The organism is Epilithonimonas bovis DSM 19482 (assembly GCF_900108115.1).
GTDB classification, from domain to species: domain Bacteria; phylum Bacteroidota; class Bacteroidia; order Flavobacteriales; family Weeksellaceae; genus Epilithonimonas; species Epilithonimonas bovis.
On sequence record NZ_FTPU01000041.1, the window covers coordinates 1 to 26,182 of the forward strand.

Sequence of the window (26,182 nt, forward strand, 5' to 3'; positions counted from 1 at the left end):
AAAAGTTTTCTTTTCCTTTTATTGTAGACACTCCTTTCAATTCTTCCCTCCAAATCAGTCCCTGAAATGCATCTAAATAACTGTAGTTCAGAGTTAATAGACATATATTCTGCAGTGAGATTGAGTGCCACAAGTTCCAAATCAGACATTTTTGGAAGCCTAATTTGCTTACTTGTAGTAATATATTTACAGGTGTTTGTCAATTCTTTTAAAATAATTTTGTAGTTTTGAATAAGATTGTTCATGTATTTAATGACTTGGTAATCAATTAAATATACGATTTTTTAATCAAATGGACAATCTTTTTTCTTTTTTAATTCCTAAATGCACAACAGGTATTGATATATTCTTCAACAGTCAGAAAATCAGTTTTCATTTGTTAGGGATTTATTTTTCGTAAACCAAATATCCAAAAGCGTCCAGATGTACGTCAGAGCCTTTGATAAGTTCTGACTTTTTACCGGTGAATACATTGATATAGCTGCCAATTGCTTTATCATCATCCAGTTTAAAATTCGCAGCATCCTTTGTGGTGTTAATGATAACCAGAACTTCACGGTCACCATTTTTCCTCAGGTAAGCCAATATCCTGTCATTTTCAGAAGTATTGATCCAGTACGTTGTTACCGCAGGATCGCCACCTCGCAGTGCCGGATTCTCTGATTTAAGCGTGAGCAGCGTCTTATAAAAACTGTCTAGATCGTATTGCCCGGTCCATGGGATTGGGTCTTTTTCGAAAAACTCCAGGCGCTTGGTTTTCATGGGCAATTCCTGACCGGAGTAGAGCAGTGGTACACCATTCCATGTGGCAGAGAAAACGGCTAAGGCCGGCGCAAAATCGCCATATTTTTCGTATTCGGTGCCATTCCATGAGTTTTCATCATGATTGGTGGTAAACCAAGCCCGCATAGAGTTATCGCCAATCTTGGAATATTGCTCCAACAGATTTTTGAGGTCAGAAAGCGGAAGGTGTTTCTGATAAAAATCCTGAGAAAGGTGCATCCACTTCCAACTGTAGCTGGCATCAAATACCTTCCCATATTCTGGGTTTTCCAGCTCATCAAACTCACCTAAAAAGAAAAGTGGTTTCAGTTTTTCGACTTCTGGCCGTGCCTGTTGCCAGAAATCAACTTCTACCCAGCTTGCCAAATCGCATCGGAATCCGTCGATATTGGTTTCTTTAACCCAATATTTCATCGCATCTATCATCGCAAGCCTCATTGCTTTGTTAGAATAATCGAGTTCGATAATATCATCCATTCCGCTGGCTTTGTGAAAGCTGCCGTCTGGATCTTTAAGGTAAAAGTCGGGATGAGTTTTGGTCCAGACATGGTCCCAGCCGGTATGGTTGGCTACCCAGTCAATAATTACTTTGAAACCCATCCTGTGCGCTTCATCTACCAGATGCTTAAAAGTCTCCAGCGTACCAAATTCCGGATTGATGCTGGTATAGTCATAAGCCGCATAAGGGCTTCCCAAACTGCCTTTTTTGTTGAGCTGCGCGATGGGTGTAATGGGCATAAACCACAATGTTTTCACACCCATTTTTTTAAGTCGTGGCAATTCTTTTTCGAAAGCCGTAAAAGTGCCTTCCGGAGTATATTGTCTTACATTAACTTCATAAATATTGGTGGTATGTTTCCATTCTTGTGGTTGTTCCATAGCAATGTTCTTGGATTTACATGATAATAATAGAGCCGCAATGGCGGGTAAAAGGATCAGTTTTTTCATTCTAATTTATCTTAAGAATTATTTTGATAGTACTGTCTGTTCTGTAAATGTACAGAAAATAAAAAAGTGCGAAAAATACGGACTTGTTAATCTTTTGATAAAATAAAATGTTTTGCAGAAAACGAATGGTCAGTCAGGATAACAGCTGATAAGCTTTCTTGGCGCCGGCAACGCAATCAGGATAATGTTCTTCTGTAACGGCCTGATCAAGAATTTGCTTAAATTCCTGCCACAAAGTCCCTGTGTTTTCGCCATAAATGCCAAAATAATTAAATTCTGTATCCACAAATTCGGGATTTTTTTTGAGTTGCTTGGCAATTACATTCCCGCCAAGGGTAGAGCCTTCCATCACGTACAAGGCTCCGAATGCTTCGGCCTCGTTTTCCAGATTATGAGTGGGCAATTCGTTGTTAGTAATGATGTTGAGTGCGGCCAGGTCTTTTTGTAAAGCTTTTATTTTACTTCTTACATCCAGTTGGAGAGCAGTATGATTTTTCAGTTTTTCCCGGATTTGCGGTTCATATCTGCTGATGAGCTGGTAATTATGGATCAGAAGTTTCTTATAATCTTCCAGTGTATAGGATTTGTCAAATATTTTTTGAGACTGTAGTTGGGCTTCGGTGTCGTCGTGATGTTGTTTGGTTTGCTCTTTAAGAAATACTGAAATCATAATTAGGTTTCTGAAATTTTAATATAAACGTGGTGCCTTTTCCACTCTCGTTCTCGTAGCTGATTTTACCGCCCATTTTCTCCATCAGGTGATGTACAATGCTCAGCCCAACGCCGTTCCCTTTGAATTCTTTGGCATTATTCATCCGGCTAAAAATCTTGAACATTTTTTTGGATTCTTTTTGATCGATTCCGATGCCATTATCTGTAATGCTGTACGTTACCGCATCATCATACACTTTGCCCACAATTTTCACCAATGGTTTTTTTGATTTGGAAGAATATTTTACAGCGTTGCCTATCACATTGATAAAAACCTGATAAACCATCGTTTTGTCGCCCAGCACTTCGGGTGTGTTTTCTATTATAATCTCTGTTTTAGGGCAATTAAAGCTTATTTTGGAGTCCTCTGCCAATTTTTCTATAAGAGAATCCACTTCAATTTTTTTCAGTTCTATTTCTGATTTTTTGATACGGCTAAGCTCCAGAACATTGCGGATCATGTCACTCATTGTATCTACCTGGGCGATGATATTATCTAATGTTGTCTGCACTTTCTCCGGATCTGGCAGCCTTTTGGCCAGCTGCGCATTCAGTTTGATAACCGTCAGCGGCGTATTAAGGTCATGAGATATACTGTGAGAGAAAGAATCGAGCTCCTGGTTGAGTTCTTTTAGCTGGTTATTAAGATCCAAAATCTGAGAAGACTTGGTGTGCGATGCTTTCAGGATAACAGAGGTGATCCATTTTGCGGATTCTATTTCTTTGATTTTCCACGGCAAAGAAGTCCCTTTTACATACTCCTTCCACACCTCAAATGATTTTCTTGGAGAGAACTTTATAATTTCCACACCGTTCCTGATTTCAGAAATGGCAGATTTCTCTGGTTTTCCGGCCCATTTGATTTTGTGCCCCTGTTCTTTTCTCAGCCATATCAGCATGTCGGACGTGTTATTGCCCAGTATGCTGATGATAATGCCACAACTCTTGTCCGGGGTATCCAGATCCAGGTCTTTGGTTTGACAAAACGAGTTGGAAGCAAAGGTGTTTTCTTCAAAATCTGAATTATGTTGCTTGCTCCAGTCAATGATTTTTTCGATATCATTATCATTGGGAAATTTCCCACAAGTCAGGATTTCATTATTGATTCTGATAATCATGCCATCTGCCGCACAACTATCCATTATGTCTCTGATGTTTTTTTTGAGTGATTTGCCGAAATCTTCCTCACTCAGCAGATTTTGTCGCAGAGAAATATTATTAAGATTAATTTTCTGATATTCTTTTAAAGTCTTCAAAGATTTTTGAGATGCATAAGCATTGGCTGATGCTCTGGTCAGCGTTTCGGCCAAAAGCCGGGACTGCAGATCAAGATGCTTAGGTGCCGCGTTTTGGCAGGCAACCAATCCCCAGAGTTCACCATTCACAATAATAGAGGTGCTGAAGCTGGATTCTACATGAGCATTTTTAAGATACTGTCTGTGTACTGGTGAAGATGCTCTGGTTACGCTGTACGTCAGATCTATATTTTCTTTTGGAATAATTCCTACAATCGGTGAAGTAGTTCCCGAGACATGAGAAGTTATCCTTACCGGATTTTTCAGATACATAGCTCTGGCTTGCGCCGGGATGTCCGATTCGGGATAATGCAAATCAAGATAACTTTCCAGGTTGGGCTTTACCAGTTCCTCTATTACCTGCCCGCTGCCATCATACAAAAACTGGTAAATCATCACACGGTCAAAGTCTATAATAGCCTGGATCTCCTTGAGTAAAAGCTTCCAGATATCTTTGCTATCCATATTTCTCAGAATACTCTGGACAGCAAAATACTCTTTGTTGATTTTATGACCAGGGAATACTATCTCGATTTCAAAAAAAGTGAAGCCGTTTTGGGTATGGATGCTCACTGTATACTCCTGATTGTTATAAGAGATATGCTGTATGGCAAGTTCTTGGTTATCAGAATAATTTTCCCAATTGATATCAATGCCTAGTTGGTCAAAAAACGCATGAATGTCTTCACCTAAAATATTATTGACTGGAAAAAGATCCAGAATATTCTGGCTGTAGAAGGTAATTTTAGAATCCTGGACGCCTATCAGGAAACCATATTCCTGGACTTCTCCACAAATATGGATGGCCTCCTGGTCACAATTGATATATTCTTTTGGATACATAAGTTGAATATTAGTTTTAATATATCCTTTGTGTTATTATTAATAAGTAAAGATAAGAAATATTATTAACGTTAATTAATTATTTTCTGTAGGCATAAAAAAATAAGCGACCATAATAAGCCGCTTAAACCTGTTTTTACTTCATATCATACATGACCAGAGCCGTAATTAATTTGGGCTCTATTAAGGTACATTTGGGAGGCATTTTTATCTCTTTGTCAGAAATTTTTAAAAGATCTGTAAAACTTATCGGATATATTCCGAAGCCTACTTTATAATCGCCGGTATCAACTTTTTCTTTGAGCTCTATGATGCCGTTGATGTCTGATGTCCCCTTTAAGTAAGTAATCTTGTCGGTATGTTTTGCATTCTCTATCCCCAGGATACTTTCAAAAATGTATTTGTCTACGAGGTGATGATCCAGGTCATTCTCGTTTTTGTGCTGTTCCCGGATGCTGTGTTTTACATGCAAACTGTAGAACTTCCCATTGAGATACATGCTGATGTGGAATTTTTGGGAAGGGAAATAAGGAGCCTCACCTTTCTCGTGGATCTGGAAATCTTCCTTCAGTTTTTCTAGGAAATCCTCTTCCGAATGACCATTAAGATCTTTAAGCAAGCGGTTGTAATCATTGATTTTAATGGACTGATTGGAGACGATAAAGCTGTAAACAAAGTTATAATGCTCGGTTCCGTGCGAACGCTTATATTTGTCCCGCTGTTTTTTAGCATATTCTGCAACAGATCCTATCCTGTGGTGCCCGTCTGCAATGTAAAATGAATCGATGGGATCCAACACTTCCTTAAACTGTTGGAGTTTCAGCCTGTTATCTATCCGCCAGATTTTGTGTCTTACACCTTTCTCATCAGTATAGTTGATGATGGGCACATTTTTTTGCTCATGCGTCATCAACAGTTCCACCTTGGAGTTGGAATGGTAGGTCAAAAGCACCGGTTCTGCCTGCACATTCACTTTTTCCAGGTAATGCGCCATTTTCATTCTTCTTTCTGTGATGGTAGACTCATGTTTTTTGATCTTGCCTTCCCAAAAGTCATCTACACTTACCAGTCCAAGCAGTCCACGGAATGAGGTTTTATCGGGCATTGTCTGCTCATACAGGTAATAAGAAGAATCATCCTGTGTCAGTTTTTTTTCATCCAGCAGTTCTTCAAAATTAGACCTTATTTTTCTCAGATTTCTGTCAATATCTTTGGACTTGCTTACCACGGCAGGTTTTATCATCTGGATATAAGAGTGGTCCTGCTGCGCTTTTTTATTGATCTCTTCCTGTGTAAAATTATCCAGAGAATAAGTCGGGAAAACATCTATAAAATCAGGATTGGGTCTGATTCCTTTGAATGGTTTAAATACTGGCATATTATAGTTGAGCTTTTAAATTAATAATTTGCTGCGCCAATTCTTCTCCGATGCGGTTTTGTGCGTCGATGGTATTGCCACCAACGTGCGGAGAGAGTGATAGGGCAGGATTCATAAGGATTTCCAGTTCGGGTTTTGGCTCTTTTTCAAAAACATCCAACGCAGCACCAGCCACATTTCCGTGTTCTATCGCATCTATGAGTGCAACCTCGTTGATGACGCCGCCTCTGGCTGTATTAGCGATAAAAACACCATCTTTCATGAGTTCGAGTTCTTTGTAATCTATCAGGTACCCTTCAGTCTTGCCTGTGTTGATTGATATAAAATCAGCATTTTTTAAAACGTCATCTAAATTTACAGATTTTATTTCAAAATTCAAAGACTGGCCGTCGAAAAAACTGATTTCCAAAGTTTCGGTTTTGGGTGTCCTGTTGTAAGCTAAGATTTTCATTCCCAAAGAAATACCTAATTTTATAACCTCTTTGCCGATGTTTCCCATGCCAATAACACCTAGTGTTTTACCGGAAAGTTCGGTGGCGTTTTGGAATGTTTTTTTGAGCGAATCAAATTGGGTGTCGCCTTCCAGAGGCATGAGCCTGTTGCTCTCGTGTAAAAATCTTGCTAAAGAAAAGAAATGTGCAAAAACCAGCTCTGCAACAGATTTGCATGAGGCTGTAGGTGTATTGATGATGTAAAGGCCTTTGTCTATGGCGTAGTCTACATCAATATTATCCATACCTATTCCGCCGCGCCCTACAATTTTTAGGTTGGGGCATGCGTCTATCAGTTGTTTTGTAACCTGCGTGGCACTTCTTACCAGAAGAACATCTACCTGGTTATCATTGATGAATTTGCTGAGATGCTCTGCCGACACCCGTGCCTCAAGAACCGTAATATCTGCATCCCTCAGGGTCCGGATCGCGTTTGCAGTGATCCCGTCGTTGGCTAATACAATCATGTTTAATTCAAAAAACCTTTATTTACTTAGTTCCCCCGAGGTGTTTGAGCGGTTTTTTCGAGGTTCGCTAAGATACAAATTTTTCTACTAATTAACATTAGTTTAACAAAAAACGCCTTCATGGTGATTGAAGGCGTTTCTAAATTATATTAAAAAAGATTTTTTAAATGCTTTTCATCACATCTACAAGTACCTGCACGCTTTCTATCGGCATAGCGTTATAGATGCTGGCTCTGTAACCGCCGACACTTCTGTGGCCATTCAGTCCACTGATGCCGGCTGCTTTCCAGGCATTGTCAAAGGCTTCTTTTTTGGATTCGTCTGTCAAGGTAAAAGTAACATTCATAAAAGAACGGTCTTCTACTGCAGCCACACCCTGGAAATTTGGGTTTCTGTCAATCTCATCATAAAGGAGTTTTGCCTTCGCATTATTCTTCTGTTCTGCAGCAGCAATTCCGCCGTTGTCTTCAAGATGTTTAAGTGTAAGATAAGAGGCGTAAACTGCAAAAACTGGTGGCGTATTAGCCATTGATTCTTTGGCAATATGTACGGCATAATCCAGGTATGTCGGGATGTTTCTTCCGGTTTTGCCCAGGATGTCTTTTTTCACAACTACCAGGGTAGTACCTGCTGGGCCCATGTTTTTCTGCGCTCCGGCATAGATAAGGTCAAATTTAGAAAAGTCCAGCTGCCTGCTAAAAATGTCTGATGACATATCACAAGCCATCAGTGTATCCACGTGTGGGAATTCTTTGATTTGAGTCCCAAAAATAGTATTGTTCGATGTGCAGTGGAAATAATCATATTCTGAACCTACGGTATAATCTTTTGGGATAAATGAATAATTGGCATCTTTTGAAGAGGCTACCACATCTACATTCCCGATTTTTTTAGCTTCTTTGATAGCGCCGGCGGCCCAAGTGCCGGTGTCAAGATAGGCTGCTTTACCATTTTCTGTAAGCAGGTTCATAGGAACCATCAGGAATTGCAGGCTTGCACCACCTTGCAGATAGAGCACTTCGTAATCATCACCAAGGTTCATCAGTCTTTTTACAATAGCGCGGGCCTCATCCATCACGGCAACAAACTCTTTGCTTCTGTGCGAAATTTCCAAAAGCGATAAGCCCATCCCGTTAAAGTCCAAAATGGCTTCTGCTGCTTTCTGAAAAACTTCCTGAGGAAGAATGCTTGGTCCTGCACTAAAATTATGTTTTTTCATGGGTCAATTAATATTTTGATTTTGAATTTTTAAGGTGTGTATAAACGATATTTGAATTGATTAACTCAATTACTCGTTATGCAGAAACGCTTTTTTAGCAAGAAGCTGCTCTTCTGATTCTACATGATCTTCGTCGGGAACACAGCAGTCAACAGGGCATACTGCCGCACATTGTGGCTCCTCATGAAAACCTTTGCATTCTGTACATTTATCCGGCACGATAAAGTAATAATCATCTTCTATCGGCTCCTGTGGCGCATCAGCATCTACAGAGAGACCCGATGATAATACCACATGTCCTTTCAATGTAGTGCCTTCGGAAGCCTTCCAGTCCACAGCGCCTTCATAGATAGCATTGTTCGGGCATTCTGGTTCGCAAGCACCGCAATTGATACATTCGTCTGTTATCTTGATAGCCATTGCTATTATTATTTATATTTTTGTGCAAAATTACAAAAAAAAAGCCAGCTATGCTGAACGAAGACAAAATTTTGGGGCTCGTAAAATTGGGCGAATTCATTACAGGATTCCTGCAAAAAGACGAAAAAGATTATAATAAGCTGGACGAAAACCTGGCAGCACTTATCAAACGTTCGGAACTCGAAAACCCCTGGTTTACAAAGGAAAATCAGTACTATAACCTGGAACAGTGGGCAAGCCTCTTTACCCGTCAAAATATAACAGACTGGCTGGCAAAATATCAGCTTCCAAACGATCCCAAAAGAGTTGGGCTGATCCTGGCCGGCAATATCCCTCTGGTGGGATTTCATGATGTGATTTCTGTCCTATTAAGCAATCATATCCCGGTAATTAAGCTATCGTCAAAAGACCGTTTGGTGTTACCATTTTTATTGCAATTATGGCAGGAATTTTCTGATAACAAAATAGAGTACGAGCTTGTAGAAAGGCTGGAAAACTATGATGCTGTGATAGCCACAGGAAGTAATAACACAGCCCGGTACCTGGAATATTATTTTAAAAACAGCCTGAGTATTATCCGCAAAAACAGGACATCTGTTGCTGTCTTGCGGGGCGATGAGACGGATGAAGAATTACAGCTGTTAGCGGATGATATTTTCCGTTATTTTGGTTTGGGCTGTAGGAATGTAACCCGGATTTTGATTCCGAAAGATTTTAAATTAGACCGGTTATTTGAAAATTTTATTAATTATAAAGAGATCATCAATCATAACAAATATGCCAATAACTATGATTATAACAGAGCCGTTTATCTGCTGAATCAGGATCTGTTCTGGGATAATAATTTTGTGATGATGAAAGAAGAACAGCAGTTATTCAGTCCGTTATCAGTCATTAATTTTTCCAGGTATGAGAATGCTGAAGAAATAAACCAGTTTCTGGAAGATAATAAAAATGATATCCAGGCCATCGTTGCAAAACCGGAATTAGGACTCAGTTCTGTTGGGTTTGGGCAAACGCAGAACCCTTCTCTGGATACTTATGCAGATAATGTAGATACAATGGCGTTTTTGAGTGTGGTGTAATGTAACAAATACTGATTTGCAAAGACAGATAAGGCAACTTAAAGACTTAGTAAAAAAATAAAAGAATAATATGAAGAAAATTCTCATTTCGATTTCACTTCTATTTATGATGAATGCAATGGCACAGAAATTTGAAACACAAAGTAGCACAGACCCGCAGGGATACACTTATCAAACCGTAAAAAATGACCAGTCCGGCGTAAGAGTTTATACACTCAAAAACGGGCTAAAAGTTTATCTCGCCAAGAATGATGACGCACCCAGAATCCAAACTTATATCCCGGTAAGAACAGGGTCTAATAACGATCCAAGCGACAATACCGGATTGGCGCACTATCTGGAGCATATGGTTTTCAAAGGGACCTCTCATCTTGGGACTCAGGATTGGGAAAAAGAGAAAGCCTTGCTAAAAGAGATCTCTGATCTTTACGAACAGCACAAAGCAGAAAAAGATCCTGCCAAGAAAAAAGCGCTTTACAAAAAAATTGACGAAGTCTCTCAGGAAGCATCCAAATATGCGATTGCCAATGAGTATGACAAGGCAATCTCATCACTTGGCGCAACAGGAACCAATGCCCACACCTGGCTGGATGAGACGGTTTATAAAAATAATATCCCATCCAACGAGTTGGAGAAATGGCTGAAGGTGGAACATGAGCGTTTTTCAGAATTGGTATTAAGATTATTCCATACCGAGTTGGAGGCGGTTTATGAGGAGTACAACCGTGCGCAGGACAATGACGGGCGTCTTGTAAATTATGCAATGATGGAAGCGCTTTTCCCAAAACATCCAAACGGGCAGCAGACCACCATCGGGACATCAGAACATTTGAAAAGCCCGTCTATGGAGGCTATTCACAAATATTTTGATACGTATTATGTGCCTAATAATATGGCTGTTGTTTTGGTAGGTGACTTGGATTATGACAAAACCATCAAACTGGTAGATCAGTATTTTGGTTCGTTTAAATATAAAGAATTACCTGCTAAAAAAGCTGTCACCGAAGAGCCAATGACAAGCATCGTTACCAGAACGGTAAAAAGCCCGTCTACACCAAGGATGACCATGGCTTGGAGAACCGATTCCAACGGTACTCAGGAAGCCAGACTGGCAGATGTGGTGGCAGAAATATTGAGTAACAGTGGCGATGCAGGCCTTATCGACCTTAATATCAATCAAAAGCAAAAAACCCTGGGTGCAGGGGCTTACGAGTCGCCTTATAAAGCTTATGGTGCTTTTGTACTAAGTGTTGTTCCGAAAGAAGGACAAAGCTTTGACGAAGCTAAAAAACTGTTGCTGGATCAGATCGAACTGGTTAAAAAGGGGGAGTTCCCGGACTGGATGCTAAACGCTATCGTCAATGATCTGAAAGTTCAGAGGATGAAACGCTGGGAAACTGCTGACGGTCTGGCCACAACGCTTTATTCTACTTATATTGGCGACAGAACCTGGGAGCAGGAACTGGACGAGATCAATCAGTACGAAGCGATTACAAAAGCCGACGTGGTGAAATTTGCCAACGACTTCTTCAAGGATAACTATGTTGTGGTTTACAAAGAAAAAGGCGTCAACGATAAATTGGTTCGGGTAGAGAATCCCGGGATTACGCCAATCAAGTTGAATAGGGAAGCGCAATCACCGTTTTTAAAAGATATTATCAATACCAAAGCGGCCGATATCAAACCTCAGTTCATTGATTTTAAAACAGCGATTAACACGTCCAAAATCAAAGATAAAACGGTAAGCTTCGTTAAAAACAAATATAATGAGGTGGCTCAGGTTAATTATATTTTCCCGTTTGGGACAGATAATGACAAAGAGCTGGCACTGGGTGTAACGGTTTTACAGTATCTTGGGACGGATAAATATACGCCGGAACAGCTGAAAGAAGAGTTCTTTAAACTGGGGATTTCTAACAGTTTCCGGACTTCTAACGACCAAATGATTATCAGCCTTAGCGGGCTGGAGAGCAATATGCCAAAAGGCGTGGCGCTGATGAACCATTGGATCAACAATGTAAAAGCAGATAAAGCCATCTACGATCAGACGGTGAAAACCATTTTGGAATCCAGAGAGGTTGCTAAAAAGGATAAAAACCGAATTATGGCTGCACTTTCCAATTATGCCAAATTTGGGAAAGACTCCAGAATGACAGATGTGATTTCCAAAGAGCGTCTTCAAAACATTGATGTAAATCAGTTGATGTCTAAGATCAAAACCCTGAATCAATATCCTTACGAGGTTTTCTTGTACGGTGAAAATCAAAAAGGCCTTGAGAAATCGGTAAAACCATTTGTTGTCAACACAAAACTTCAGCCTGCCAAAGCAAAAGAGTATGCCGAGCCGGCAACCGAAGGTAAAGTTTATTTTACCAACTATGATATGGTGCAGATGGAGATGTCTAAGGTGGCGAAAGCAAGCGATGTTAATATTGCCAACTTCGGTAAAGCGAGCGTTTTTAATGAATATTTTGGCCGTGGTCTATCTTCCATTGTCTTCCAGGAGATCAGAGAGAGTAAGTCCCTGGCTTATTCGGCTTATGTTTCTTACGCCAACGCAACAGAGAAAAACCATCCGAATTATGTGACCAATTATATCGGGACACAGGCTAATAAACTGCCATTGGCAGTCGCTGCGATGAGTGATCTGATGGCAGATTTTCCTCAGATCCCGGCTCAGTTTGAGAATGCGAAAGGTTCTGCGCTTAAGCAGATTGCGTCTAACAGGATCAACAGGACCAACATTTTTTATAACCAGATGGCACTTAAAAAATTAGGGATTGATTATGATGTGAGGAAAGATGTCTATGCTGAGATCCAGACACTGACATTGCCCGAACTGACAGCATTTTACAATTCCGAGGTAAAACCTTTGAAATACAACACGGCCATTATTGGGAAAAAAGAAAACCTGAATATGGATTCTGTGAACAAGATGGGTACTTTTACAGAACTTAGTCTGGAAGATATCTTCGGATACTAAAGACTGTATAGATCAGATACAAAAAAAGGTGAAGCTAAGAGTTTCACCTTTTTTTGTATGGTTATGTACCTTATTTCAGGAAATCTTTATCTTCAAAGGCGGGATGCGGGTACTTATAAAATCCCTCACCGGTTGCCACGCCAAGTTTGTTTTGGTCAATAAAATTCTCTTTCAGGTATTCCACCGTTTTTATTTTTAACGGATCTTTGGTAGCTTCGGCTGCCATTTTATAAATGTTATAAGCGGTGGTAATACCCACGACATCCAATATGCCAAAAGGTCCCAATGGTGCTCCTGTGGCTACCATCCATGTTTTATCAATCGTTTGTACATCTGCCACTTCGTTCACCAATAAGTTGGTAGCAGCACTTAGCAACGGCACCAGCAATGAATTGACAATGTAACCGGGTTGTTCTTTTTTCAGCGGAAGAGCTACCATGCCTATCGCTTTTGCAAATGCGACGGTCGCATCAAAAACTTCCGGGTCTGTTCCCGGATGACCCATGATTTCGGCCGTATTGTGGATCCAGATTTCATTGGCAAAATGCAGGGCTACAAATTTCGCCGGGCGTCCCGTGACGTCAGCAAACTGGCTGGGCAGCATAGTGGAAGAGTTGGTTGCAAATATGGTTTTCTCCGGAGCTACTTTTGCCAGCTCTTTGTAAAAATTAATTTTAATTTCAGGATTTTCCGGTACAGCTTCTATCACAAGATCGGCATCTTTTACAGCCTCTGCGAGATTGGCGCTATAATGCAGGTTATTTTTGGTGGCTGCCAACTGATCATCCGTTGCTTTCAGATCCTGCTTATATGATTCAGCGAGATTTTCAAATTTAGTTTTCGCTTTTGATAAAACCTCATCGCTGATGTCGTAAACTGTTACATTAAAACCATGAAATGCTGTCTGGAAAGCAATCTGGTAGCCTAAAACGCCGCTTCCTGCAACGGTAATATTTTTAAAATTCATTGTATAGATTTGTTTATTGTTTATAATTTAACTTCTGTAAGCGGTGTGTACGGCTTTGGCCAATACATCGGGGCGTTTCCAGTATTCGGTAACCGGAGCTACTTCCTTATCCAGGCCAAGCAGGGTGTAAACAGCCAGTCTGGCGGCACGTACAGAGTATTCTTCGGTAAACACCATATCTTCCGGTATCTCTACAAACTGGCTGATCAATGCAAGATTAGTGCTTCCTTCGGGAACTACCGCCGGGCGGTCGGCCTTGGCTCGTGGCTGGAACAGTGCATCGATATACGGCATCATACAAGGGATTACATTAATGACGCTGCTTTTGATTTCTTGCTCATGCTGTTCAAAATGAAGGTGATGAATCAGTTCGGTTAAAATTTCTTCTCCGGTGCAGTCAATCATTGGTTTTTTTACAAAATCTCCTATATTATCCGGGTATAAGCCGTAGCCCCAAAGGATTGTGGTGTCGTCGCCCTGGGCTTTGAAGTGTGGTTGTGCTGCCACTACAATAGACATCCGCCACGAAGAATCTTTAAACGTCATCAGAGCGCCACTTCCCGGTTTGTTGCCGCTGTATTCTTCTATCAGTTTCAGCATTTGATTTCCTCTGAAGGTTGGTGTGAACGAGTACCATTTGGTTTCTTCCGGCTTGCTGAAAAACGGATCCGGGTTGCCTAGTTTCCCTGGTTTTTTATCGGCAATTTTACGCCAGAGTGCAAAGCTGGGCGGGTTCCCGGGTAGATATTTTGCCGGCGTTTTGTAGTCACCGTTATTGGAATTATCGGTGATACATCCGTTTGTGAAAAATACCAGATCACCTTCCTGCACGGTAATACTTTCGGTGTTGCCTTCTTCGTTAGTGCATTCAATTTGAGTGACGGTAATGTTATCGCCGTCTTTAAAATGAAGGTCGGTAACGGTTTTGCGCAATGAAAAATCGACATTATATTGATCCAGAAATTTTTTTATAGGTAAGATCACAGATTCGTATTGATTATATGGCGTCCTGGTAACGCCCTCCAGGGTTTCTATCCGGGAAAACTCCAGCAGCATACGTTTCATATAACGCTGAAATTCAAAAATACTGCTCCATTCCTGCCATGCAAAAGTCGTTTGCCACATGTACCAGAAATTGGTAGTGAAAAAATGGTCGTCAAACCAATCCCGAAGGGTAATGTTATCGAGGTCATTTTCGTCTGCAAAAAACAGTTTCAGCATTTTCATACGGTCTTTGGTGTCAAATCCCATATCAGTTACCGGAAGCCGCGTGCCATCTTTATCAATCAGCCTTGCATTGGCGTGGGTAGGATTGGCGTGGTCAAAAGCCAGGATCTCGTCCTTTACCGAAATGTTGGGGACATCCAGAGAAGGGATTCTTGAGGTGAGATCCCAAAAGTTTTCGTAAGTCTCTTCGTTCAGCATTCTTCCGCCGCGGCAGATAAACCCCTTTTCTTTGGTTCCGGCTCCGTCGTTGCTGCCTCCCAAAATTGGCAATGCCTCGATGATATGGATGTTTTCTCCTTGGAAACCACCATCTTCTACCAGGTAAACGGCGCCTGCTAAACTGGCCAGTCCGCCCCCTACAAAATAGGCGTGTCTGTTCTGATTTTCTGAACTCATAATAATATTTTTAATAGGTGTGAATTAATATTTGGAGATCAGTTAGATAATTTCATACAGAAGGCTGGTTTATCGGTATGCCATTAGTTTTGATCTCTTTTAAGTTTTTTAATTAAGCAAATCCTGTTCCGTAATGCGGCGGCAATATTCGCTGCCGAGAAATCTCGGATTGCCATGATCTTCTGACCAGAAACCGTCTAACAAATCTTTGCCCAGGCATCGGTACACTGCAACACCTTTGTAAGCCAGGTCATCATCACCAACGTAGCTGAAGTTGATTACCAGGATCTCATCTTTAAAAAATCCGCTGCCTTTTTGGATATGGTTGCCAATCTCCCAGCGTGCAATGATGCGGTTATTGATATCTGTTGCCAGGCTCAAGGTACCGTGGTAAACGATGCCGGTATCATCCTGGTTGGTTCCCTGTACCATATAATTCCCTATCAAATCCTTTACCGTCATTATTGATCTTTTTTACAAATTTAGTAGATATGCATTTAATTTTCGTGTTTTGAGGGATGATATTGATGATAAATGCAATGCATATCATACAAGGGTAAATGGATGGTCTCCAAATCTTTCTAAGGGTTGCGGATAGCTTTAACAAATTTTTAGCATTTGTTGACTGTTGTCGGCATTATATTTTCTTAGTTATTGCATATTAACACCAAAAATAAATTATTATGTCAAAGAAAATTGCAATACTTGCAACCAATGGATTTGAAGAAAGCGAATTAAAATCTCCTAAAGAATATCTTGAGCAACAAGGCTGGACAGCGGATATTGTAAGTCCAGAAAGTGGTTCTATCAAGGCGTGGGCCGAGAAAGACTGGGGAAAAGAATATCCTGTAGACCAAACGCTGGACAGTGTCTCTGCTTCCGATTATGATGCGTTGGTTTTGCCTGGCGGTGTTATCAACCCAGACCAGTTGAGAACCAATGATAAAGCGATCTCTTTTGTACAGGATTTCTTCAGACAGCACAAGCCGGTGGCTGCAATTTGCCACGGTCCACAGATCCTTATCAATGCCGGTGCGGTGGAAGGCCGAAAAATGACCTCTGTGAATTCTATCAGTATTGACCTTAAAAATGCCGGCGCCATTTGGGAAGATAGCGAAGTGGTAACGGATAATGGCCTTGTCACCAGCAGGACACCAAAAGATTTGCCTGCTTTTAACGCTAAAATGGTAGAGGAAATCAAAGAAGGTAAGCATGAAGACCAAAATCTTTAGGTTTACCGTTCAATCGATATGTTAAAGCTCGTAATATTACGGGCTTTTTTTATGCAAATTAATCAGGTTGGTAAAGACCAGGTTTTAGTAACGGCCGGTCATTTTATTCCTTGGTAATCCGATCTGATGTTCCTGAGGGTAGGGTTTTCTAAAGGTAAGGCTTACATCTTCCCGCAGGCTTTTGGCCACTTCCTGGGATTTATCCTCATCCATGGTATATCTGGGATCTGCTATCAGTGGCATTTTGGCCATTTTTGTAATAGTGACTGTAGGGAAATGGTAGTCTACCTCCACAATGCCGAGAAGAAGATAGATGCCACCTTCTCTAAAGGGAAACCTTGTCAGGCTATCCGGGAAATGAGCCGTGTCAAAGTATTGCCCTTCCGCATCAATCCACGTTCCGAAGTACATGCTGCCGCTTTCTATGGGTACATGCTTTCTGGATATAAGGTAAGCCAGCATTTTCACCTCTTTTTTATGATAATCCAAAAGATCTTTTACCATTACATGGCCTCTGTATTTGGTTTTTAGTAAATCAAATATAGAATGGCTGACCGGGAAACCTAAGATCTCTATCTCATCAAAAGCATCTTCGAAAGCGTTTTTGTGGATGACCGGCAGTTGATAATCTTTTTGTGGCTCATCAAACAGGGATTTTGTTTTGTTTCGATGATGGTTTTTGCCCAGCAAAAATCTGGCTTCTATAAGCAACTCATGTTTTTGCCTGCCTGTAAACCTGAAAGCTCCTACAAATATTAATGTTTGCAAGGCTTCTATGCCAATGGGTATTCTTTTAAAAAAATCTTCCAGAGATGTATATTCACCATTATTTTTTCTTTCTTCGGGGATCAGATGTTTAAGGAAAATTTCCATTTTTTCTATGTGCATAAGGCCCAGATATACATTTTTATCATACAGCGTAGTATACGATTCGCTGAGGTTAACGCAGGGCAGATGTATGGTTGCGCCAGACATTTTAGCCTCGTGAATATAAACTTCTGTCCGGTAAAATCCGCCTCCATTGTTAATGGCTGACACCATAAACTCGATAGGGTAGTAGGCTTTGAGATATAGGCTCTGGTAGCTTTCTACAGCGTAGGATGCAGAATGGGCTTTGCAAAAAGAATAGCCTGCAAAAGACTCAATCTGACGGTAAACTTCTTTAGTAAGCTGCTCTGGGTGCCCTTTTTTTTGGCAGGAATCAAAAAAGTCATTTTTCAGCTTTTGCAACAAATCCAGAGACCTGCCTTTGCCACTCATGGCCCTTCTTAAAAAGTCACCGTTTTCTGCGGAAATGCCTCCGAAATGCAGCGCAATCTTAATTACATCTTCCTGATAAACCATTATACCATAGGTCTCGCCCAGTTCTTTTTTGAAAACTTCATGGAAATAATCAAATTGATCCGGATGATTGTGACGGAAGATATATTCGCGCATCATGCCACTTTGTGCCACGCCGGGCCGGATGATAGAAGATGCAGCGACCAAAACTTTATAGTTGTCACATTTTAGCCTTCTCAGCAGGCCACGCATGGCAGGGCTCTCTATATAGAAACAACCGATGGTTTTACCGATGCTGAGATATTGGTTGCATCTGGCTTCGTTTTTTGAGATGGTCGTGTCCTGAATGTCTATCGTGATGCCTCTTTTTTCTTCAATCAGTTTTACGGTATCTTTGATAGTGCCCAGGCCTCTTTGGGAAAGGATATCAAATTTTTCTAATCCAATGTTTTCTGCTACATTCATATCAAACTGTACAATAGGGAATCCTTTTGGCGGCATCTCCAGCGCAGAGTAATTGGTGATGGGCTCTTCGGAAATCAGGATGCCACAGGAATGCATACTTCTCTGGTTTGGAAAATTTTCCAACATCGTTTCAAAACTGTGGATTTTTTTTACGACAGTATTCTTATCATGCTCCTCTCTTGGTTTTGTAGTGAGGTTATCCAGTTCTTCTTTGGGAAGTCCAAAGGCTTTTCCCAGTTCCCGAAATCTGGACCTGCCCCTGAACTCCACATTGGTGCCGCAAAACGCCACATGATCTTTACCATATTTATCAAATATATACTGCAAAATTATATCCCGGTTTTTCCAGCTCCAGTCAAGATCAAAATCCGGAGGCGTTTTGCGGTTGAGATTAAGAAATCTCTCAAAATAGAGATCCAGTTCCAGAGGACAGATATCGGTAATGCCAATACAGTAGCTGACAATAGAGTTGGCACCGCTGCCACGGCCCACATGCATAAAGCCGATGCTATTGCTATACTGCACAATATCCCAGGTAATCAGGAAATAGGCGCAAAAATTCAGGTGGTTTACCACCGCCAGTTCTTTGTCTATCCTGGCCCTGGCCCGGCCGTCATCATCAGGGTAGCGCCTGTTGAGACCCTCGTAAGCCAGTTTTTTTAAAAGTAAAAAGTCTTCCTCTTTACTTTTTGTATAATGTTTTTTGTTTTTTGTTGTGCGCGTATCAAAATCAAAACTGCACCGTTCCACTACCCAGGCAGTATTAGCAATAATCTCGGGATAATCCCGATACTTGTCCAAAAGCTTTTTTTTGTTGATGAAATATTCATTGTCCCGGCAATAATCTTTTTTATCTAATCTGGTGATCAGGCTGTTGTAATCTATGGCTCTCAGCAGCTGATGGAGCTCGTAGTTCTCGTTTTTGTCATCCTGTTTGAAGGTTACCGGATGCAAAATGACCATTTTTGGAATCAGAGATTTCAGTTTGGGCTGTATCAGCAGGTTTAATTCGTTTTCCCGGATCCCTATAAACTCGTGATCGCTTAATTTTTCCGGGATGTTATGCATAGGGTAGATAATCCAGGTATTGATTAATGAAGGGTTTTCTTTCGGGATCTCAATTCCTTCGCAGTTATAAGCCGTCAACATCTTATTGACTTCTGCAATGCCTTTTGCGTTTTTTGCAAGACAAATGTAATAGAGCTCATTTTTAACCCTTATCTCCACACCTACAATTGGTTTGATGTTATTTTCAAGACATAATTTGTAAAATGTATAGATTCCCGTAACGGTATTAATATCGGTAAGCGCAAGCGTTTTTAAACGATGTTCGGATGCTTGCTGCACAAGCTCTTCTACAGAGATTGTCCCATAACGTAAACTGTGATAAGTATGGCAATTAAGAAACATAAATACTGTTTTGTATTAAATTTTAGCCGGGCTAAATCCCGATGCTCGTCCTACGCTTGCAGATCCAAACCTGTTTTTGATATTGTCCATTGTTTGGTAGAGGGAGATGAGTTCTTCTGTATCTTCAAAAAGGTCCATCTGATGACAGCCGTGGACAAGACCTGTGAACCTTACGCCAATCAGCCGGATTCTCATTCGTCTTGTGTAGGCTTTTTTGAAAAGCTCCAGGACGTGTCTCAACAAAACGTGGTCTGCTGAGGTGTAGGAGACTTTGGATTGTTTGGTTTCGGTATCAAAGTTGGCGTACCTGATTTTTACTGCTACAGTTGAGGTCAGCCATTTTTCCTGTCTCAGTTGATAACAAAGCTGTTCTACCATTCCCGCAAGGATATTTCTGATAGCATGGACGTCAATACTGTCCTCGGCAAATGTATTTTCTGTAGAAATAGATTTTCGTTCAGAATAAGGGATGACCGGTGTCTCATCTATGCCGTTGGCTTTTTTCCATAATGTGATACCGTTTTTGCCGGTTAGCTGTTGCAATACATCTACAGGCATCTCTGCCAAAGTTTGTATGGTTCTGATGCCCAACCGGGAAAACAGTTCATAAGTTTCCGGCCCCACCATTGGGATTTTTTTTACAGATAAAGGATTGAGAAACGTCTGTATATCGCTTGCCCTTATTTCCAGCTTGCCTGTAGGTTTGCCTTCGCCGGTTCCGATTTTGGATACTGTTTTGTTGGTAGAAAGGGCAAAGCTGATCGGCAGCCCGGTATGCTTTTTAACAGCATCGGCGATATCATTAGTCCATTTGAAACATCCAAAAAACTGATCCATCCCGGAGAGATCAAGGTAAAACTCATCGATGCTGGCTTTTTCCAGCACCGGGACTTTTTCCTGTATGATCTCTGTCACCAGATGCGACATATCAGAATAATACGCCATATCGCCTTTTACAAATCTGGCATCCGGGCAAAGCCTTCGTGCCATCTTAAGAGGCATGGCGCTGCGTACACCAAATTTTCTGGCTTCGTATGAGCAGGATGCCACCACACCACGATCGCCGCCGCCGATGATAACGGGGATTTTGTCTAGTTCTGTATTTTTTAATCTCTCGCATGAGACAAAAAAAGTATCCAGATCCATATGTGCAATTGCTCTATCCATGTTACAAAACTAGATACAATTTGTATCATTTTTATTATATTTGCTGATACAATTTGTATCAATGTCGTTTTTTTCAAGTAATATCAGATTTTTAAGAAACCGTAGAGGCCTCTCCCAAAAGGAACTTGCTGATGAAATTTTGTTAAGCAGAGTGCGTTATTCAAAATATGAGGACGGAAGGTCTGAGGCTCCTTATGAGGTTTTAATCAGAATTTCAAAATATTATAATATCAGTATCGATCTCCTGCTTACTGTGGATATCATGAAGTATCCTGTGGATGATCTTCTTAATCTTCCTGGAAACAAGGTGCTGCTGCCGGTTGTTGTAGATGCTGAGGGTCATGATTATATAGAGATTGTACCTCAAAAGGCTTCTATGGGTTATTTGCAGGGATTCAGTGATCCGGAGTATATAGAGAGTCTGCAAAAAATGTATCTGCCTTTTCTTAAAAACGGAAAATACAGAGCCTTTTTGGCAGATGGCGATTCTATGCCGCCTTTTGCGGATCAGTCTGTGATTATTGGCGAGTACGTAGAAAAGCTGGAAGAACTCAAACCGGATAAAGCTTATATTTTTGTTACCAAAGAGGGGATTACCTATAAAACATTTGTTAAGAAAAATGAAAAATCTGTGACAGTGTCCGCTGATAATCTGTTTTATGAGCCTTACAATATTGCTCTAGAAGATATTTCTGAGATATGGCAGTTTGTTCAGGGGATTTTACCTAAAGATTACAGGCCGCATTATTTGCCGGACCAGGCTAATATCAGAAGTATCTTGGACGATGCCAAACGCAGTATCGGCCATCTGGAGAACATGATGCTTAATGGAAACCAGTGATAAAATTTATTTGATAATTACACAAACTCTAATATTTTTAAAGAAGATATAATGCCGCAGCTCAATTTATTTGATACAGAAGCTTTTTATGAGTTTCCTGAGAATCTTTTGGAATACCGGGAACATTTTTTGAGCCAGGAAGAGGCCGATATTCTCAAGGATCAACTTTTGACGACTGTTGCGTGGGAACAGCGCTCTCAGAAAATGTATGATAAAATGGTTATCACGCCACGTCTCACAGCCTGGTATGGCGATGCCAGGTCTTATGAATCAGCAGACAGCGAAAAGCCCGTGAAGGCATGGACGCCGGAGCTTCTGCTTCTAAAACAACGGATAGAGGCAGCGTTTGGTTACCAATTCAACGGTGTATTGCTGAACCTCTACCGGGATAATAATGATTCGGTGGCATGGCACCGGGATAAACAGAGCATATATGGGGAGAGGCCGGTTATTGCATCGGTAAGCCTGGGACAGACCAGGAATTTTGATTTCAGGAAAAAAGACCATCACCAGAGCAAGTACAGCCTGGCGCTTCCGCATGGCTCGTTGCTCATCATGAAGGGTGACCTGCAGGAGCATTGGGAACACAGGATTGCTAAATCTACAGTCCCAATGTCAGAACGTATTAATCTTACTTTTCGGCTGATTTTCCCAGTTAGATGAAGTTTATGCCTATTTTTCCATACCGGAGAATGTTTATTTTGAGCTGCTGGCCAATGGTAAATTAGGAAAACATCAGAAAATTGAACTCACGCTCCCCAACGGTATGGCTTATCAGTTTAATGGTGCGCTAAAATCAGCAGAAAGCGAAATCGACAGAACTACCGGATCTATCCGGTATAAAGTGTTGTTTCCCAACCCGGACCGACTTATCAAGCACGGGACGTCGGGCAAGCTAACCATCTCCGAGGTAGAGAATAATGTGCTGATGATTCCTCAGAAAGCAACATTTTCTATCCAGGATAAAACCTATGTTTTTCTGGTAGATAAAAATAATCGGGTCAAGATGACCAATATCCTGGTAGGAACGCCTCTTAAAAATTCTTACCTCGTAGAACGCGGGCTCAAAAAAGGGGATATGATTGTTTACGAAGGCACTCAGTCACTCAAAGACGGGGATATTGTTAAAATCAAAACAAGCTTTAATCCTTAAATAATCAATCATGGTAGAAATGTTTATTAGACGAAAAGTCCTTTCGTTGGTAATTTCCATTGTCTTTGTCCTCGTAGGGATTATGGCGCTTATGAAAATGCCGATTACCCAGTTTCCGGATATTGTACCACCATCGGTAACAGTTACCGCAAAATATACAGGCGCCAATGCTGAGGTCTCTGCAGATGCTGTAGCGCTGCCATTGGAAAGGGCAATCAACGGTGTCCCCGGGATGACGTATATGTCAACGGTGACGTCCAACGATGGATTAACATTAATTCAGGTCTTTTTTGAAGTGGGTACAGATCCCGATCTTGCCGCCGTTAATGTGCAGAACAGAGTTACAACAATCCTCGACGAATTGCCGGAAGAGGTTATCAGAGCCGGCGTTACCACAGAGAAAGAAGTCAACAGTATGCTGATGTACCTTAATATTACCAGTACAGATCCCAGCCAGGATGAGCAGTTTATCTACAACTTTACAGATATCAATGTTCTCCAGGAACTCAAACGTCTGGATGGTGTGGGGCGTGCCGAGATTATGGGGCAGAAAGAATACTCTATGCGGGTTTGGCTGGATCCTCAGAAAATGTCGGTCTACAATATCTCATCAGATGAGGTAGTCAATGCGCTGCAGAAGCAGAACATATCGGCTGCACCGGGTAAAGTAGGAGAATCTTCCGGTAAAAAAGCCGGAGAGTTGCAGTATGTTGTAAAGTACAGAGGTAAGTTTTTTGAACCAAAACAGTACGAAGAAATCCCTATCCGATCGGATGAAGAAGGTACCATTCTCAAACTGAAAGACATTGCCAAAGTAGAATTTGGCGCAATGAACTACGGAATGGTTTCCAAAACCGATGGAAGGCCGTCTGCATCGATAATGATGAAACAAAGGCCTGGTTCCAATGCCTCCGAAGTTATCAAGAATGTTAAGGATAAAATGGCAGAACTGAAGGCCAACTCCTTCCCGCCCGGCATGGAGTATAATATGGCTTATGACGTGTCCCGGTTTTTGGATGCATCGATTAGTGCAGTTCTCAAGACGCTGATAGAAGCCTTTATTCTGGTGGCCATTGTGGTATTTCTCTTCCTGCAGGATTGGCGCTCTACACTGATCCCGTTTTAGCCGTTCCGGTGGCTCTGGTAGGGACTTTCGCTTTTATGGATATGCTGGGTTTCTCAGTCAATCTGCTTACGCTTTTTGCTCTGGTACTGGCTATTGGTATTGTAGTGGATAACGCCATTGTGGTTGTAGAAGCGGTACACGTAAAAATGGAAGAAGGCTACGAACCAATGCAGGCCACCATTGTTGCTACCAAAGAAATTGCGGGCGCCGTGATTGCCATTACGCTGGTTATGTCAGCCGTGTTTATTCCGGTAGCATTCCTTGATGGGCCAGTCGGTGTATTTTACAGGCAGTTTTCATTAACGCTTGCTATAAGCATTGTGATTTCCGGTATCAATGCATTGACGTTGACACCCGCACTTTGCGCCTTAATTTTAAAACCTCACAATCCTCATAAAAAATTAGGTTTTATAGATAAGTTTTTTGATAGATTCAATGTTATACTGGAAAAAGTGACCAATGGCTACGTGAATATACTTCGGAAATATGCTACACGAACTGTAGTTACATTTGGGCTGTTGACCTTGTTTATTGTATTAACCTGGGGAACAAGCAAATTTCTGGCATCAGGATTTATACCAATGGAAGACCAGGGGATGGCCTACGTAAGCGTAACAACACCGCAAGGTGCCACTGTGGAAAGAACCGAGAAAGTCCTGGATGAGATTACCACGATTGCTAAAAAAATAGATGGTGTGGAAAATGTCACAACACTGGCCGGATATAGCGTGGTAACAGAGATTGCGGGTGCATCCTATGGTATGGCGATGATTAATCTCAAAGATTGGAGCGAGCGGGATAAGTCTATTAATGATTTTATTAATGAATTAACCGAAAAAACCAAAGGTGTCTCTGATGCTCAGATCGAAGTTTTTGCACCGCCAACCGTCCCGGGATTTGGTAACACCAGTGGTTTTGAACTAAGGTTGCTGGACAAAACCGGCGGCAGCATCGAGAATATGGATGCCATTACCAAAAGCTTTGTTAAAAAACTGAATGAGACGCCTGACCTCAAAAACAGTTTTACAAGTTTCGACGCCACTTTTCCTCAGTATATGATTAACATCGATTATGATATGGCATCCAAAAAAGGAATCTCTGTAGATAATGCGATGTCTACATTGCAAACCATGCTGGGGTCCTATTATGCAACCAATTTTATCAGGTTTCGGCAGATGTATAAAGTGATGGTCCAGGCCAACCCCGAATACCGCGAAACGCCTGAGAGTATCCTGAATCTGTATCTTAAAAATGATAAAGGCGAGATGGTGCCTTTCTCCACATTTATGACTATAGAGCGGGTTTATGGCCCCGAGGTCCTTACGCGGTACAACATGTACATGTCTGCTATGATTAATGGTGAACCTGCTGGAGGTTATGGCTCGGGTGATGCCATTGCTGCCGTTGAAAAAATCGCAAAAGAATCGCTTCCAAAAGGTTTCGATATCGAGTGGTCCGGGATGACAAGGGAAGAGATATTATCCGGCAATCAAACCATTTATATTTTTATTGTATGTCTGGTTTTTGTTTATCTTCTGTTAGCGGCGCAGTACGAGAGTTTTCTGCTTCCAATGCCTGTTTTGCTGAGTTTGCCAACCGGTATTTTTGAGTCTTACATCGCTTTGCTTGTCTGTGGATTAGATAATAATATCTACGCCCAGGTAGCCTTGGTTATGTTAATAGGATTACTGGCCAAAAACGCCATTTTGATTGTAGAATTTGCTGTGGCAAGCCATAAAGAAGGTAACGATATTATTCCGGCAGCTATAGAAGGTGCCAGACAGCGTTTACGCCCGATTTTGATGACCTCATTTGCCTTTATTGCAGGGTTGATACCACTATGTGTGGCATCGGGAGCCGGCGCTGTCGGAAACAGGTCCATCGGGACTGCGGCAGCCGGCGGGATGCTGATTGGGACAGTTTTCGGATTGGTTATCATCCCAGGACTGTACATTTTTTTCGCAACATTAGAAAACAGAAAGAAAAATGAAAAGAAATTATGAATATCCGTAATTACACATAATTTCGTATATTTACTTATAATTTAATTAGTTAGATGAATATATTTAGTTTTACAACGCATTTTGGGAGAGAGGAAGATTGCAGAATTCATTTTAAGGAGCAGAGAGATAAAATCGGAGTGGTTTGCAAGTGCGGTCACAAGGAGCATTTCTGGATTAAAAGCATCTGGAGCTACGAATGCAAAAAGTGTCGTAAAAGAATTTCCTTGAAAAGTGGAACGATTATGCAAAATTCTAATCTTTCATTCTTAATTTGGTACAAAACCATGTTTC

18 protein-coding genes and 3 pseudogenes are annotated in these 26,182 nt (G+C 41.2%); 8 read left to right on the forward strand and 13 right to left on the reverse strand.

Translation table 11 applies throughout. The features are described 5' to 3' along the window. From B0B05_RS16840 to B0B05_RS13770, 8 genes and pseudogenes are all read right to left on the reverse strand, one after another. Positions 1-245: pseudogene (locus B0B05_RS16840) on the reverse strand (IS982 family transposase); the annotation flags it as partial. A 142-nt stretch (positions 246-387) separates the two neighbouring features. Further along, positions 388-1,731 carry an alpha-amylase family glycosyl hydrolase gene (locus B0B05_RS13740; RefSeq protein WP_076784190.1) on the reverse strand — a complete coding sequence of 448 codons (1,344 nt, stop codon included), beginning with the start codon at positions 1,729-1,731 and terminating at the stop codon, positions 388-390. 133 nt (positions 1,732-1,864) lie between these two features. Beyond that, positions 1,865-2,401, reverse strand: a complete 537-nt coding sequence (locus B0B05_RS13745) for a biliverdin-producing heme oxygenase (RefSeq protein WP_076784191.1) — start codon at positions 2,399-2,401, stop codon at positions 1,865-1,867. Continuing rightward, positions 2,382-4,580 carry an ATP-binding protein gene (locus B0B05_RS13750; protein WP_076784192.1) on the reverse strand — a complete coding sequence of 733 codons (2,199 nt, stop codon included), beginning with the start codon at positions 4,578-4,580 and terminating at the stop codon, positions 2,382-2,384. Before B0B05_RS13750 ends, B0B05_RS13745 begins: the two co-directional genes overlap by 20 nt. A 136-nt stretch (positions 4,581-4,716) precedes the next feature. Beyond that, positions 4,717-5,958, reverse strand: coding sequence for a DUF1015 domain-containing protein (locus B0B05_RS13755; protein WP_076784193.1), 1,242 nt, complete (start codon positions 5,956-5,958; stop codon positions 4,717-4,719). Position 5,959: 1 nt separating this feature from the next. Further along, positions 5,960-6,916: a D-2-hydroxyacid dehydrogenase gene (locus B0B05_RS13760; RefSeq protein WP_076784194.1), complete on the reverse strand. Its 957-nt coding sequence runs from the start codon at positions 6,914-6,916 to the stop codon at positions 5,960-5,962. Positions 6,917-7,079: 163 nt separating this feature from the next. After that, complete coding sequence (gene serC / locus B0B05_RS13765) at positions 7,080-8,135, reverse strand: 3-phosphoserine/phosphohydroxythreonine transaminase (RefSeq protein WP_076784195.1); 1,056 nt, start codon at positions 8,133-8,135, stop codon at positions 7,080-7,082. Positions 8,136-8,204: 69 nt separating this feature from the next. After that, entirely contained in the window at positions 8,205-8,555 is a 351-nt protein-coding gene (locus B0B05_RS13770; RefSeq protein ID WP_076784196.1) for a 4Fe-4S dicluster domain-containing protein, read from the reverse strand. Positions 8,556-8,605: 50 nt separating this feature from the next. On the opposite strand from B0B05_RS13770, the gene B0B05_RS13775 reads away from it, so the two are divergent. Continuing rightward, positions 8,606-9,640 carry an acyl-CoA reductase gene (locus B0B05_RS13775; protein ID WP_076784197.1) on the forward strand — a complete coding sequence of 345 codons (1,035 nt, stop codon included), beginning with the start codon at positions 8,606-8,608 and terminating at the stop codon, positions 9,638-9,640. Between the two features lie 70 nt (positions 9,641-9,710). After that, a complete protein-coding gene (locus B0B05_RS13780) occupies positions 9,711-12,623 on the forward strand; it encodes a M16 family metallopeptidase (RefSeq protein WP_076784198.1) in 2,913 nt (970 codons plus the stop codon). Between the two features lie 70 nt (positions 12,624-12,693). On the opposite strand, the gene B0B05_RS13785 is transcribed toward B0B05_RS13780, so the two are convergent. From B0B05_RS13785 to B0B05_RS13795, 3 genes are all read right to left on the reverse strand, one after another. Next, a complete protein-coding gene (locus tag B0B05_RS13785; protein WP_076784199.1) occupies positions 12,694-13,590 on the reverse strand; it encodes a 3-hydroxyacyl-CoA dehydrogenase in 897 nt (298 codons plus the stop codon). A 27-nt stretch (positions 13,591-13,617) separates the two neighbouring features. Beyond that, positions 13,618-15,213, reverse strand: a complete 1,596-nt coding sequence (locus B0B05_RS13790) for an oleate hydratase (RefSeq protein ID WP_076784200.1) — start codon at positions 15,211-15,213, stop codon at positions 13,618-13,620. A gap of 108 nt (positions 15,214-15,321) precedes the next feature. Next, positions 15,322-15,675 carry a hypothetical protein gene (locus B0B05_RS13795; protein ID WP_076784201.1) on the reverse strand — a complete coding sequence of 118 codons (354 nt, stop codon included), beginning with the start codon at positions 15,673-15,675 and terminating at the stop codon, positions 15,322-15,324. A 221-nt stretch (positions 15,676-15,896) separates the two neighbouring features. Between B0B05_RS13795 and B0B05_RS13800 the strand changes: the two genes are divergently transcribed. After that, positions 15,897-16,445, forward strand: coding sequence for a type 1 glutamine amidotransferase domain-containing protein (locus B0B05_RS13800; RefSeq protein WP_076784202.1), 549 nt, complete (start codon positions 15,897-15,899; stop codon positions 16,443-16,445). Between the two features lie 84 nt (positions 16,446-16,529). Here B0B05_RS13800 and B0B05_RS13805 read toward each other — a convergent pair whose 3' ends face one another. Together B0B05_RS13805 and dinB are read right to left on the reverse strand one after the other, a co-directional pair. Beyond that, positions 16,530-19,601: a DNA polymerase III subunit alpha gene (locus B0B05_RS13805; protein ID WP_076784203.1), complete on the reverse strand. Its 3,072-nt coding sequence runs from the start codon at positions 19,599-19,601 to the stop codon at positions 16,530-16,532. A gap of 15 nt (positions 19,602-19,616) precedes the next feature. After that, positions 19,617-20,768 carry a DNA polymerase IV gene (gene dinB / locus B0B05_RS13810; protein ID WP_076784204.1) on the reverse strand — a complete coding sequence of 384 codons (1,152 nt, stop codon included), beginning with the start codon at positions 20,766-20,768 and terminating at the stop codon, positions 19,617-19,619. A 61-nt stretch (positions 20,769-20,829) separates the two neighbouring features. On the opposite strand from dinB, the gene B0B05_RS13815 reads away from it, so the two are divergent. From B0B05_RS13815 to B0B05_RS13835, 5 genes and pseudogenes are all read left to right on the forward strand, one after another. Beyond that, positions 20,830-21,609, forward strand: a complete 780-nt coding sequence (locus B0B05_RS13815; RefSeq protein WP_076784205.1) for an XRE family transcriptional regulator — start codon at positions 20,830-20,832, stop codon at positions 21,607-21,609. A 51-nt stretch (positions 21,610-21,660) separates the two neighbouring features. After that, positions 21,661-22,272, forward strand: a complete 612-nt coding sequence (locus B0B05_RS13820) for an alpha-ketoglutarate-dependent dioxygenase AlkB family protein (RefSeq protein WP_076784206.1) — start codon at positions 21,661-21,663, stop codon at positions 22,270-22,272. A 46-nt stretch (positions 22,273-22,318) separates the two neighbouring features. Then, a complete protein-coding gene (locus B0B05_RS13825) occupies positions 22,319-22,762 on the forward strand; it encodes an efflux RND transporter periplasmic adaptor subunit (protein WP_245799345.1) in 444 nt (147 codons plus the stop codon). A 10-nt stretch (positions 22,763-22,772) separates the two neighbouring features. Beyond that, positions 22,773-25,891 (forward strand): annotated as a pseudogene (locus tag B0B05_RS13830) (efflux RND transporter permease subunit). Between the two features lie 53 nt (positions 25,892-25,944). Continuing rightward, positions 25,945-26,182 (forward strand): annotated as a pseudogene (locus tag B0B05_RS13835) (IS1595 family transposase); the annotation flags it as partial.

Coding starts and splice junctions, on each gene's coding strand:
- B0B05_RS13790 (WP_076784200.1), bottom strand. CDS start 15,213: ATGAGTTCAGAAAATCAGAACAGACACGCCTATTTTGTAGGGGGCGGA.
- B0B05_RS13795 (WP_076784201.1), bottom strand. CDS start 15,675: ATGACGGTAAAGGATTTGATAGGGAATTATATGGTACAGGGAACCAAC.
- B0B05_RS13800 (WP_076784202.1), top strand. CDS start 15,897: ATGTCAAAGAAAATTGCAATACTTGCAACCAATGGATTTGAAGAAAGC.
- B0B05_RS13775 (WP_076784197.1), top strand. CDS start 8,606: ATGCTGAACGAAGACAAAATTTTGGGGCTCGTAAAATTGGGCGAATTC.
- serC (WP_076784195.1), bottom strand. CDS start 8,135: ATGAAAAAACATAATTTTAGTGCAGGACCAAGCATTCTTCCTCAGGAA.
- B0B05_RS13820 (WP_076784206.1), top strand. CDS start 21,661: ATGCCGCAGCTCAATTTATTTGATACAGAAGCTTTTTATGAGTTTCCT.
- B0B05_RS13780 (WP_076784198.1), top strand. CDS start 9,711: ATGAAGAAAATTCTCATTTCGATTTCACTTCTATTTATGATGAATGCA.
- B0B05_RS13755 (WP_076784193.1), bottom strand. CDS start 5,958: ATGCCAGTATTTAAACCATTCAAAGGAATCAGACCCAATCCTGATTTT.
- B0B05_RS13770 (WP_076784196.1), bottom strand. CDS start 8,555: ATGGCTATCAAGATAACAGACGAATGTATCAATTGCGGTGCTTGCGAA.
- B0B05_RS13760 (WP_076784194.1), bottom strand. CDS start 6,916: ATGATTGTATTAGCCAACGACGGGATCACTGCAAACGCGATCCGGACC.
- B0B05_RS13815 (WP_076784205.1), top strand. CDS start 20,830: ATGTCGTTTTTTTCAAGTAATATCAGATTTTTAAGAAACCGTAGAGGC.
- B0B05_RS13745 (WP_076784191.1), bottom strand. CDS start 2,401: ATGATTTCAGTATTTCTTAAAGAGCAAACCAAACAACATCACGACGAC.
- B0B05_RS13740 (WP_076784190.1), bottom strand. CDS start 1,731: ATGAAAAAACTGATCCTTTTACCCGCCATTGCGGCTCTATTATTATCA.
- B0B05_RS13805 (WP_076784203.1), bottom strand. CDS start 19,601: ATGTTTCTTAATTGCCATACTTATCACAGTTTACGTTATGGGACAATC.
- dinB (WP_076784204.1), bottom strand. CDS start 20,768: ATGGATAGAGCAATTGCACATATGGATCTGGATACTTTTTTTGTCTCA.
- B0B05_RS13785 (WP_076784199.1), bottom strand. CDS start 13,590: ATGAATTTTAAAAATATTACCGTTGCAGGAAGCGGCGTTTTAGGCTAC.
- B0B05_RS13750 (WP_076784192.1), bottom strand. CDS start 4,580: ATGTATCCAAAAGAATATATCAATTGTGACCAGGAGGCCATCCATATT.